Here is an 11,758-nt window from a genome sequence, read left to right on the forward strand (position 1 = left end):
ATGGCTTACTCAGTTCTCAGCGATAATAAGACCGAGGCAAAGGCGACGACGGCAGCCGATGGCGCGAGACGCGATCCCATGCGGTGGGTGGTGCTGGCCATCCTAATCCTACTCCTCGCCTTTACACTCTTTCCTTTTTTCCTTGCTCTGCTCAACGCCTTCAAGGCGAGCGCCGAATACGCCGTGGGCGGACCGCTTTCGATTCCTCGGTCGATCGATCTCACGGCGATCAAGAAATTCTGGACGGTGTCGGATTTCAGCCGCAAGCTGCTCAACAGTGTGGTGATCAGTCTCGCTGTTTCGGTTTTGGGTGTACTGATAAGCCTATTCAACGCCTATGCGATTGGGGTGGGCAAGGTGCCGGGGTCGCGAGTGATTTTGGTGGTCTTTCTTCTCGGCATTATGGTGCCGCAGGAGTCCATTATCTACCCGCTTTACTACATGGCGAAAGCGAGCGGCCTCTACGATACACAGCTTTCCGTGATCATCATTTTCGCGGTCCTGCAAAGCGCTTTCGGGACCTACCTGCTCTCGACCGTGCTGAGTACCTTTCCCAAGGAAATCCTTGAAGCGGCGGAGATGGATGGCTCGACCCACTGGAAAACGCTGTGGTTCGTAGTCGTCCCGGTGCTGAGGCCGACGCTCATGGTCCTGGGAACCTTCTTTTTCATCTGGACTTGGAATGAATTCTTGATCCCGCTCGTCATGCTGGTTTCCAACAACAACCAGACGGTCTCGGTTGCCATGGGCCTCACCCGCGGACAGAACATGTCGGACCCGGTGCTGCAAGCCTCGGCCGCTTTCCTGGGTATAATACCGACCGTGATCTTCTTCTTGATCTTCCAGCGTACGCTAACGCGCGGCATCGCCGCTGGAGCGGTCAAGTGACGACGTTTTTCACCCTTGACCATCTTATCGGTCCCGGTTGGGGACCAGCAAGGTTTTCGGTATGAGCCAGGACATACAAATCGAACTCTCGGGCGTCGAGAAGCACTACGGCGCCTTTCACGCGCTCAAGAACGTCAACCTTTCAATTCCCAAGGGCACGTTCGTGGCGCTGGTCGGTCCGTCCGGATGCGGCAAGTCCACGTTGCTCCGTTCGCTTGCCGGGCTGGAAAGAATTACCGGCGGCACGCTGAAGATTGCCGGCAAGGTGATGAACGACGTGCCGCCGCGGGCACGCGATATCGCCATGGTTTTTCAGAGTTACGCCCTCTATCCGCATATGACGGTGGAACAGAACCTGACCTATTCGCTGAAAATGCATGGCGTTCCTAAGGCTGAGGCAAAGCAGAAGGCGGAGGAAGTCGCGCTCATCACCGGTCTTTCCCGGCTGCTCGACCGTTATCCGCGCCAGCTTTCCGGGGGCCAACGGCAGCGCGTCGCCATGGGCCGCGCGATTATCCGCAACCCTCAGGCCTTCCTGTTCGACGAGCCGCTTTCCAACCTCGATGCTGCGCTGCGTGTCTCGATGCGCAAGGAAATCCGCGCCCTGCACGACCGGCTGGGCGCTACCTTCGTTTACGTCACGCATGACCAGGTCGAAGCGATGACGATGGCCGACCACGTGGTGGTGATGCGCGACGGCGTGATCGAACAGCAGGGGGCGCCGCTCGAGCTTTACGATCGGCCGGCCAACCGCTTCGTTGCCGGTTTCATCGGTTCACCGGCGATGAATTTCATTCCGGCAATCGTCGCGGAAGACGGCAAGAGCCTGATCCTGGATTTCGGCGCGGTGAAGCAGACACTTGCCATCAACCGCGCCATCGAGCCTGGGCGCAAGCTCGTCGCGGGTGTCAGGCCTGAACATATCGAGGTTGTCGCTCCCGGGCAGGGCAGCTTCGACGTCCCGATTGCCTTCGTCGAATCGACCGGCTCTTCGACCTTCATCGTCGCGGCGACCGAGCCGGAACTGACGATCGTCGAGACTCGCCGCGACCGGGTTAAGGCGGGAGACATGATTGGCCTCTCGGTCGATCCGGCTCAGATCCATCTCTTCGATGCATCGACGGACCGATTGACATAACAACCGGTGGACAGGGGCGACGGTCAGCTTCATAAAGCCATCATCGCCCTGGCGAAGGGACTGTCTCCGCACAAGTCACTCCGTCCCATCTGCAGCATCCGGATTTTTCATGGCATCCTCCCTGATATCAGCGCGTCTTTCACCGACCGCGTCATCCCGCCTTGTCGTGCTTGCTGAAGCTGTAGTGAAGGCGGGCGAAACCGCCCGCGTCTCGCTGCGGCGGCGAACCTCTCGGGAGATGCTCGCCAAGGCGCCACGTGACTATCAGACCGAGATCGATGTCGCCGTCGAGCGGATCATCGTCGACGAAATGACCAAGGCCTTTCCTGATTATGCCATCCAGGGCGAGGAAGCCGTCGGCAACCGCACGGCCGGGCCCGACGCGCCGATCATCTACATCGACCCGATCGACGGCACCACCAATTATGCCTGGGGCGTCCCGCATTTTGGCATGACGATCGCAATCGCCGAAGGCCGCAGTCTGGTGGCCGGCGTCGTCTATGACGCCATGCAGGACGAGCTGTTCAGCGCCGAGCGCGGCGGCGGCGCCTATCTCGATGGCGAGCGTATCCGCTGCGCCGATGTCGGCGACATCGAGAACGTGCTCATCGGTGCCGGGCTGCCGGTCCCCGGTCAGGTCAAGGCGGTGGCGGAAGAGACTTATTTCGACGCGATTAAACGCCTGATGGCCAACACGGCTGGCGTCCGCCGCCTTGGCTCGGCGGCTTTGTCGATCGCCTATGTCGCCTGCGGCCGGCTGGACGGCTTCTTCGAGGATGGGCTTTCGATCCATGATTTCGGCGCATCGGCGCTGATGGTCGAAGAGGCGGGCGGCATCGTCACCCGTTTTTCCGGCGCCGAAGTCGACGGGAAGGGCGATATCCTCGCCGCCAGCAAGGCATTGCATCCCTGGCTCAAGCAAGGCTTTCAAGGCAAAGCCTGATCGTTTTGACCCGGCAGCGACATAGATCTCAGCGTCATCTTCAATGGGCGGTGATAGCGAGACTGCGTTCATGGCGCCTCTTATGGAAATTGGCGGCGGGAGACACTATCTTTGGGCAAACAAGGAGACACCCAATGACCGAAGAACGTGCAGTGCTCGCCGGTGGCTGCTTCTGGGGCATGCAGGACCTCATCCGCCGCTATAAAGGCGTGATCTCGACCCGCGTCGGCTATACCGGCGGCGACGTGCCGAACGCCACCTACCGCAACCACGGAACTCATGCCGAGGCGATCGAGATCATCTTCGATCCAGCCCGGATCAGCTATCGGGAAATCCTCGAATTCTTCTTCCAGATCCACGATCCGACCACGCGCAATCGCCAGGGCAACGACGTCGGCACGAGCTACCGCTCGGCGATCTTCTACACCAGCCCTGAGCAGGAGCGTGTCGCCAAAGAAACGATCGCCGATGTCGACGCATCGGGCCTCTGGCCCGGCAAGGTCGTCACCGAAGTCGTGCCTGTCAGCGATTTCTGGGAGGCAGAACCCGAGCATCAGGATTATCTCGAACGTATCCCGAACGGCTACACCTGCCATTTCGTCCGGCCCGGCTGGAAGCTGCCGGCCCGCCAGAAGATCGCCTGAGCAATTCATGCATGCATGCCGGACGCAACGCCGGCATGCATGGCGCGTTCAGCCGTTTAGCCGCCAGGCCCGGACGCAGTGTGATCGGCAATGACGCGCACCATCTCGTCAATATCGCGATCGTGAATTTCGTGGCCTCCACCGGCAATCCGGTGCAGTCGCGCGTTCGGCACGGCCTGAGTGAATGCCTCTGCGTGCTCGATCGGGAAGAGCGGATCGGCTGTGCCATGGATTGCGAGAACCGGCGCCTCGATATTGGACGCATGCAGCGTGGCGGCCTCGTCCCCACTCGACAGCATGAAATGGTTGGTCGCACTGATAAAGGAGGTGGCACGGCCCATGTCACGCGCGATCAGGATGCTCGACGCCTCGGCATCGTGCGGATGCCTGGTGCCGGCCAGCATGGCTGAATCGCGACGCATGAAATCGGCAATGGCTCCGAGGTCCGACCAGTCGATGCGCTCGGCAGCGGCGGAATGTTCCTTGTAAGCCTTGGTCGAAGAGGGCAGGCCGTCTATCCCGATCGGCGAGGTGCTGATCAGGATGAGGGTCAGTACACGCCGAGGGTGGCGCAATGCGGCCTCTTGCGCGACGAAACCGCCCATCGACATGCCCACAAGATGCGCGGCTCCAATCCCATAGCCATCGAGAACGGCGATGGCGTCTTCCGACAGGTCGCCAAACGAATAGCCGGGCTCGCCCGGCGCGTAATGGGTGGAGAGACCGGTGTCACGCTGGTCGTAGCGGATGACGTAGCGGCCCTGGGCGGCAAGTTCCTCACAGAACCGTTCCGGCCACCACAGCATCGACGACATCACTCCCATGATCAGCAGGACAGGTGCGCCGGCCGGGTCGCCGAAAGCCTGGGTCTGCAGTTTCGCACCTGTGAGTTCGACGATCTTATCAGTGACGAGTATTGATCCGGTCGTTTCGATGGCCTCAATCACCTGGTTGCAGACTGCCACTACTCTCCACCTTGCATAACTGATCCTAATATGCAATCTGTTTCGCATCACATGCCGCGTGTGATGGCCGCTTGGACTGCCCATCGAGCGAAGCAGGGGAAGCATAATGGCCTTGGATCGTGCCGACTTTTACGATGCGGAATTGGCGAGACACAATCAGCGCCTCAGGATTGCCGCCGGCGTCGGCCGGGGTGATCGCGTGCTCGATATCGGCTGCGGTGCAGGGCAAACGACGCGCGAGGCCGCCCGCGCCGCACCGCAAGGAGAAGCGGTCGGGGTCGACGTTTCGGCTGAGATGCTCGAGGTCGCAAGACAACGGAGTACCGCGGAAGGTTTGCGAAATGTGGTATTCGAGCAGGCGGACGCACAGTTCCACGCCTTCCTGCCGGCCAGTTTCGACCTCTGCATCAGCCGGTTCGGCGTGATGTTTTTTGCCGATCCGGCGGCGGCATTTGCCAATATCGGCCGGGCGATGCGTCCGGGCGGGCGCCTCGTGTGGATGGTGTGGCAGAGCCGGGAGCGCAACGCCTGGTCCGGCGCCATCCGGCAGGCCCTTGCGCCTGAAACTGCCGTTTCCCCGGGTGCTCCCAATCCGTTTTCTTTGGGCGATCCAACCGTCGCAACGAAACTTCTCGGCGCAGCAGGCTTTGTCTCGATCGACTTTGCCGAGGTCCGGGAGCCGGTCTTCTACGGATCGAACGTCCAAGCGGCGTTTGATGCGCTCATCAGCCTTTATCTTGTGAAGGACGCGCTCGCACAAACCGATGAACCGCCGGACCAGCCGCTGCAGCGACTGCGCGATCTACTGGAGGCGCATATGACTCCGGAGGGCGTGTTGTTCGACTCGCAGGCGTGGATCATCACCGCTCGCCGAGCGGCGGAATAGGCAGAGCCGGGCAGGGCCTTGCCCTTCAACGATGGTCAGCGCCGTCACTTCTCAATAGCGAGGTATGTAGTCCAGGCCGCCGTCGATCCGGGCCGGACGCCCGTCCAGGAAGAGCTCGCCGATGCGCGGCGCCGTGCGGGCGACGACTTTGCCGCGGCGGATCACCGCCAGCCGGTTCGGCTTCAGCCGCAACGCCTCGAGCGTGTCGCTCGCCTGGAGGATGACAAGGTCCGCATTGCATCCTTTCTCCAGGCCATAGCCCGTGAGCCCCATCGTCTTCGCCGAATTGACGGTCAGTGCGTCGAAGATCCTTTTCTTGTCGTCGACGCCGGCCATCTGGGCGACATGGATCGCCATGTGGCCGACCTCCAGCATGTCGCCGGACCCCATCGAATACCACGGATCCATCACGCAATCGTGCCCGAAGGAGACATTCAGCCCGGCATCCATCAGCTCCCGGACCCGGGTCATGCCGCGGCGTTTCGGATAGGTATCGTGCCGGCCCTGCAGCATGATGTTGATCAGCGGATTGGGGATCACGTTGATCTCCGCCTCTGCCATCAGCGGGATGAGCTTGGAAACATAATAATTGTCCATCGAATGCATCGAGGTCAGATGCGAGCCGGCGACACGTCCCTGCAGGCCGAAGCGGATGGTTTGGGCGGCCAGCGTCTCGATATGGCGCGAGAGCGGATCGTCGGTTTCGTCGCAATGCATGTCGACCGGCAGGCCGCGATCGGCGGCGATGCGGCAGAGCGCCTCTACCGATGCCGTGCCGTCGCCCATCGTCCGTTCGAAGTGAGGAATGCCGCCGACGATGTCAACACCCATATCGAGCGCCCGGCTGAGCGCGTCGATCGCCCCCGGCGAGCGGTAATAACCGTCCTGGGGAAAGGCGACCAGTTGCAGATCGATATAGGGCCCGACCCTTTCGCGGACTTCGATCATCGCCTCGACGGTCACCAGTCTGGGATCACTCGTATCGACATGGCTGCGGATGAAAAGCAGGCCTTGCGTGACCGCGAGATCGCAATAGCGCAGTGCGCGGTCGACCAATTCCTCCTTGGTCACGATCGGTCGCAGCTCCCCCCAGAGCGCAATGCCTTCGAGCAGCGTGCCGGAGGCGTTCATCCGCGGCAGCCCGAGCGACAGGGTGGCGTCCATGTGAAAATGCGGATCGACGAAGGGCGGGCTCACCAGCCTGCCGGTTGCGTCGATTTCCTCTGCCGCCTGCGCCTGCAGATTGCGCTCGACGGCAACGATCCTGCCGCCCTCGATACCGATATCGATGCCGGTTCGGCCATCGGGGAGATTTGCGTTTCTGACGATTAGATCGAACATCGGAACCTCTTTGGAAAAGGCGGCTTCACCGCTCGCCGCGACGATAGGGCTGCATCAGCGCCTGCGGGACGCGGGCGCGGCGCGCCATGATGGCAAGAGCGGCAATGGAAAGGATATAGGGCGTCATCAGGAAAAGCTGATAGGGCACGAGCCCGCTCAGCGCCGTTTGCAGCCGAAGCTGAAAGGCATCGAAGAAGGCGAAGAGCAGCGCCCCGAACAGCGCGCGACCCGGCCGCCAGGAGGCGAACACGACAAGCGCGATGCAGATCCAGCCGCGCCCCTGCACCATGGTCGGGAAAAAGCTGTTGAACGCCGACAATGTCAGGAAAGCGCCGCCCATTCCCATCAGCGCGCTGCCGATGATGACTGCGCCGTATCGCACCTTCATCGGATTGATGCCCTGGGCTTCGGCTGCATGTGGATTTTCACCGGTCATGCGGATTGCGAGCCCCACGGGCGTTCGGAAGATGATGTAGGCCATCAGCAGGGCGATAAGGATCGCAAGATAGGTCGGCGCCGTCTGCGTAAAGAAGGCCGGGCCGATGAACGGCAGCGTCGAGAGACCGGGGATGGCGATCGGCTGAAACGGCACGATGGTGGGCGGTGTATTGGCAAGCGGCACGATCAGCCGGAAGACATAATAGCTGAAACTGGAAGCAAAGAGCGTGACGCCAAGGCCGGAGACGTGCTGGGACAGGCCGAGCGTCACCGTCAGCGACGCATGCAGCAGGCCGAAGATACCGCCGGCGACCGCGGCGATCAGCAGGCCGGTCCACAGATCGGCGCCGTGGTAGACGGAAAGCCAGCCGATCATCGCGCCGAAAGTCATGATGCCTTCGATGCCGAGATTGAGCACGCCGGCCCGTTCGCAGAGCAAAGCGCCGAGCGTGCCGAAAATCAGCGGCGTGGCGATCCGCAGTACTGCCGCCCAGAGCCCGGCGGAGGCGATGATATCGAACAGCTGCGTCATCGCCTTATCCTGTATTGGGTGAAGAACAATGCGATCAGCATCGTCAGTAGCGACAGCGCCACCGTGACGTCGGCAATATAGGTCGGGATGCCGAGGCCCCGGCTCATGCCGTCGGCGCCGACGAACATCGTGGCCGTGAAAATGGCGGCGAAGACGACGCCGAGCGGATTGAGATTGGCAAGCATCGCCACCACGATGCCGGCGTAGCCGAAACCGGGCGACAGGTCGGTCGTGACGTAACCCTTGACGCCCATCACCTCGATCGCTCCCGCAAGCCCTGCAAGCCCACCGGAGAGACAGGCAATCTTCACCAGTGTTCTTCCGAGCGGCACACCAGCAAAAACCGCACCGGCAGGATTGAGGCCGGCGGCGCGCGACTGCATGCCAAACACGGTGCGGGACTGGACGAAGTGAACGACGATCGCCAGCACGATCGCGATCGCAAAACCGATATGCAGGCGCGAACGGGCGATCAGCTTCGGCAGCATGGCATGATCGCTGACGGATTGCGACTGCGGCCAGCCGAAGGCGAGCGGATCCTTGAGAACCCCGTCGATCAGCATCGAGACGAAAAGCACGGCGATGAAATTCATCAGCAGGCTGGTGACGACCTCATCGACGGAAAAGCGCAGTCTCAGCCACAGCGGGAGCAAGATCAGCACCATGCCGGCGATCGCACCGATCAGCAGCAGCAGCGGAATGAGAATGGGTGCCGGAAGAGTGCCGAGCAGTTTCGAGCTTGCCGCCGCAACGGCGATGGCGCCGAGATAGAACTGGCCCTCGGCGCCGATATTCCAGAGCCGCGCGCGAAAGGCGACGGCGGCGGCAAGTCCGGTCAGCATCAGCGGCGTTGCCCGCGTCAGTGTCTCGGTCGCCGAAAGCCGCGAGCCGAAGGCGCCGGTCAGGATGCGCCAATAGGCGTCGAGAACAGGCGCGCCGGCGATCGAGATCAGGATGCCGGCCAGCGCCAGTGCCGCGATGATGGCGATGACGGGTGTGGCGATCAGCAGGTAAAACGGGCGGTGCTCGCGGCGCTCAAATCGCATGATCGGCCTCGCGGGTTTCTTGCCATTCGCCGGCCATCATCAGCCCCAGCCTGCGGGCGTCGGCGCCGTCGGCGTTGACGGGCGGCGACAGGCGGCCGCCGACGATCGCCTGTATGCGGTCTGCGAGCGCGATCACCTCGTCGAGATCCTCCGAAATCAGCAGCACCGCAGTCCCCTGCCGGCGGGCTTCGAGCAGACGCGCATGCACGGCGGCAACCGCACCTTCGTCGAGGCCGCGCGCAGGCTGCGCCGCGATCAGGATGCGCGGCCGCCGATAGAGACTGCGCCCGAGAATGAGCTTCTGCATATTGCCGCCGGAAAGCAGCCGGGTGCGAATGGCCGGGCCGCCGCCGCGAACGTCGAAGCCGTCGATGATTTCCCTGGCGAAAGCGATGCCGGCCTTGCGGTTGACGAGACCGTGGCGCGAGAAGGCCGGCGAGGCGATGCGCTCCAGTACGGCGTTTTCCCAGATCGCCATTTCGCCGATCACGCCCTCATGGTTGCGGTCCTCGGGAATGCGGCCGATGCCGGCGTCGACAACATCGGCGACGCCAAGATTGCCGACCACTTCGCCGAACAGCCTGAGATCGCCGCTGCCGCGCGCCAGCGTGCCGGAAAGAAGATGCGCCAACGCCGCCTGGCCGTTGCCGGAAACGCCGATAATGCCGAGGATCTCTCCCTGGTGCAGCCGAAAGCTGATCGATTTCAGCCGATCGATGCCGCCGGTTCGCACGGTCACGCCTGAAGCCTCGAGTGCAACGGCGCCGGGTGTCGACGGTTCGCGAACGGGCCGCGTTACGCGGTGCCCGACCATCAGCTCGGCAAGCTCCGCCTTGCTGGTTTCCGATGCCCTGCGCTCGGCGACCATCCTGCCAGCGCGCAGCACGACGATGCGGTCTGCCGCCGCCATCACTTCGTCGAGTTTGTGCGAGATGAAGATCAGCGACAGGCCCTGGCGGGCCATCTCCTTCAGCGTCGTGAACAGCCGCTCGGCTTCGATATTGGTCAGCACCGCCGTCGGCTCATCGAGGATCAGGATGCGGGCATCGCTGTGAAGCGCCTTGAGGATCTCCACCCGCTGCTGCTCGCCGACGGAAAGGTCGCCGAGGCGGGCATCCGGATCGACCTGAAGGCCGAAGCGCTCTGAAATCGCCAGGAGCTTCTTCCGCGCCGCCGATGTCGCCGAGCGCCAGGACCACAGCGCCTCCGTGCCGGTCATGACATTTTCGAGGACGGTCAGATTGGGCGCCAGCGAGAAATGCTGATGCACCATGCCGACGCCGGCGCGGATCGCCGCGCGCGGCTTGCCCTGCGGCAACTCGGCGCCGTCGATCAGAATTCGCCCGGCATCCGGCACATAGTGGCCGAAAAGGATGCTCATCAGCGTGGTCTTGCCCGCGCCGTTCTCGCCGAGCAGGGCGACGACCTCGCCCCTGGCCAGCGTCATGGAAATATCGTCATTGGCGAGATTGGCGCCGAAGCGTTTGCTGACGCCGACAATTTCCAGAACAGGCCCGGTCATGACGGCAACCCCGCCACTGGAAAACGGTGCTGCCATCGCGCCTCGGCCTCCAGGCGTGCCGCAAGCGACAGAAGCCGGGGCTCGTGACCCATCGGCATCATGAGCTGCACCGGCAGCGGCATGGCGTGCTGATCCTGTCCAAAAGGCAGCGTTAAAGCAGGAAAACCCGAGACATTGGCAAGGCAGGCAAGCGGCGCAAACGCGGTCATTCGCTCCAGATGGAGATCGGTGTCGGCATGATCGGACGGAAAGGAGCCGATCGCAAGAGGCGCGGAGGCGAGCATCGGCATCAGGATGCAATCGACCGTATCGAATAGCCCCCAGACCGCATGGCTCACCAGCACCGCATCGTTCAGTGTTTTCCAGAGCGCGGTGGCCGAAAGCGTTCGTCCGCGTCTAGCGAAAGCCCGGGTGAGGGGCTCGGCCCTGCTTTCCTCAAGCGCTGCCGCCTCGACGAGGGCGGCGAGATTGACCGAAACGATATCCGCAAAGGCGCGGCCGCTGGCGGCGGCGCTCCATTCGAAGTCGGCCCAGGCCAATGGAACGATGGCGTGTCCGTCCTTCTCGAGCACACGCGCGGCGTCCGCGACGGCCGCAAGTCGATCACCCTCGGTCGGGTGGGCGGGTCCGGTATCCGTCAACAGGCCGATCCGCAAACGGCCGGTGTCGACATCGGCGGGAGAGGGATCGGGAACGGGTCCGCGTGCATTGCCGCTCAGCCGGTCGAAAATCAGCGCAGTATCCCGCACCGAGCGGCAGACCGCCAGTTCGCTCGCAATGCCGGCAAGGTGGTTGCCGAAAGACGGCCCGCCGGGGATGGCGCCGCGGGTCGGCTTCATTCCGACGAGACCGCAGCAGGCGGCGGGCACGCGGATCGAGCCGCCGGCATCGGTGGCATGGGCAATCGCGACGATCCCGGCAGCAACCGCTGCCGCCGCACCGCCGGACGAGCCGCCGGCGGTGCGCGTGGGATCGAGCGGGTTGCGACAGACAGGTCCGATCGCCGGTTCGCTGGCGAGCGAAAGGCCGAATTCCGGGCTCGTCGTCAGGCCGAACAGACAGAAGCCGGCCTCGCGGAACCGCGCAGCGAGATCGGAGTCGGCGTCGCCGCCCTTTCTCTCGAAGAGGCGGGAACCGGCCGTTACCGGCAGTCCGCGGAAGGGACCGCCAAGATCCTTCGCCAAGGTCGGCACGCCGGCAAAGGGCCGCGCCGAGAAATGCTCGGGCGCGCTCTGCCGCTCCCGGTCGCAGGCCTGCGCCGCGGCGAGACCCATGGCACCGTCGAGATAGGCGATCGCGCCGAGCGGCGCATGCCGCGCGGCAGCCTCGAGGGAGGTCTGCATCGCTTCTGCAGCGCTCAGACTGCCATGCCTGATCGCTGCCGCCAGTTCCGTCGCATCGCCCTGCATCAGCCG

General features: G+C 63.1%; 11 protein-coding genes. 5 read left to right on the top strand and 6 right to left on the bottom strand.

All coding sequences use genetic code 11. The features are described from left to right. The 4 genes from EFD56_RS25335 (at window position 1) to msrA (ending at window position 3,613) form a co-directional block, all read left to right on the top strand. On the top strand, window positions 1-888 hold the full coding sequence (locus EFD56_RS25335; RefSeq protein ID WP_004680245.1) for a carbohydrate ABC transporter permease: 888 nt from the start codon (window positions 1-3) through the stop codon (window positions 886-888). Window positions 889-949: 61 nt separating this feature from the next. After that, complete coding sequence (locus EFD56_RS25340; protein WP_126906609.1) at window positions 950-2,026, top strand: ABC transporter ATP-binding protein; 1,077 nt, start codon at window positions 950-952, stop codon at window positions 2,024-2,026. Between the two features lie 109 nt (window positions 2,027-2,135). Continuing rightward, window positions 2,136-2,969, top strand: a complete 834-nt coding sequence (locus EFD56_RS25345; protein ID WP_012489765.1) for an inositol monophosphatase family protein — start codon at window positions 2,136-2,138, stop codon at window positions 2,967-2,969. Between the two features lie 134 nt (window positions 2,970-3,103). Continuing rightward, window positions 3,104-3,613, top strand: a complete 510-nt coding sequence (gene msrA, locus EFD56_RS25350) for a peptide-methionine (S)-S-oxide reductase MsrA (RefSeq protein WP_012489766.1) — start codon at window positions 3,104-3,106, stop codon at window positions 3,611-3,613. Window positions 3,614-3,669: 56 nt separating this feature from the next. Here msrA and EFD56_RS25355 read toward each other — a convergent pair whose 3' ends face one another. Continuing rightward, window positions 3,670-4,578: an alpha/beta fold hydrolase gene (locus EFD56_RS25355; protein ID WP_483475675.1), complete on the bottom strand. Its 909-nt coding sequence runs from the start codon at window positions 4,576-4,578 to the stop codon at window positions 3,670-3,672. A 106-nt stretch (window positions 4,579-4,684) separates the two neighbouring features. Here EFD56_RS25355 and EFD56_RS25360 point away from each other — a divergent pair, with 106 nt between their 5' ends. Next, window positions 4,685-5,464 carry a class I SAM-dependent methyltransferase gene (locus EFD56_RS25360; RefSeq protein ID WP_004680240.1) on the top strand — a complete coding sequence of 260 codons (780 nt, stop codon included), beginning with the start codon at window positions 4,685-4,687 and terminating at the stop codon, window positions 5,462-5,464. 51 nt (window positions 5,465-5,515) lie between these two features. Here EFD56_RS25360 and EFD56_RS25365 read toward each other — a convergent pair whose 3' ends face one another. The 5 genes from EFD56_RS25365 to EFD56_RS25385 are packed head-to-tail and all read right to left on the bottom strand — an operon-like array spanning window position 5,516 to window position 11,752. After that, on the bottom strand, window positions 5,516-6,805 hold the full coding sequence (locus tag EFD56_RS25365; RefSeq protein ID WP_126906610.1) for an amidohydrolase family protein: 1,290 nt from the start codon (window positions 6,803-6,805) through the stop codon (window positions 5,516-5,518). Window positions 6,806-6,830: 25 nt separating this feature from the next. Next, window positions 6,831-7,775, bottom strand: a complete 945-nt coding sequence (locus EFD56_RS25370; protein WP_012489770.1) for an ABC transporter permease — start codon at window positions 7,773-7,775, stop codon at window positions 6,831-6,833. Then, a complete protein-coding gene (locus tag EFD56_RS25375) occupies window positions 7,772-8,821 on the bottom strand; it encodes an ABC transporter permease (RefSeq protein ID WP_012489771.1) in 1,050 nt (349 codons plus the stop codon). The genes EFD56_RS25370 and EFD56_RS25375 overlap by 4 nt, the downstream gene beginning before the upstream one ends. Then, the gene (locus EFD56_RS25380) at window positions 8,811-10,343 is read right to left on the bottom strand and encodes an ABC transporter ATP-binding protein (RefSeq protein WP_126906627.1); all 1,533 of its coding nucleotides are present in this window, start codon (window positions 10,341-10,343) and stop codon (window positions 8,811-8,813) included. The genes EFD56_RS25375 and EFD56_RS25380 overlap by 11 nt, the downstream gene beginning before the upstream one ends. Further along, window positions 10,340-11,752 (bottom strand): amidase, encoded by a 1,413-nt coding sequence (locus tag EFD56_RS25385; protein ID WP_012489773.1) that lies wholly within the window; start codon window positions 11,750-11,752, stop codon window positions 10,340-10,342. The genes EFD56_RS25380 and EFD56_RS25385 overlap by 4 nt, the downstream gene beginning before the upstream one ends. Window positions 11,753-11,758: the final 6 nt, after the last annotated feature.

This window comes from Rhizobium phaseoli (assembly GCF_003985125.1).
GTDB lineage: Bacteria > Pseudomonadota > Alphaproteobacteria > Rhizobiales > Rhizobiaceae > Rhizobium > Rhizobium phaseoli.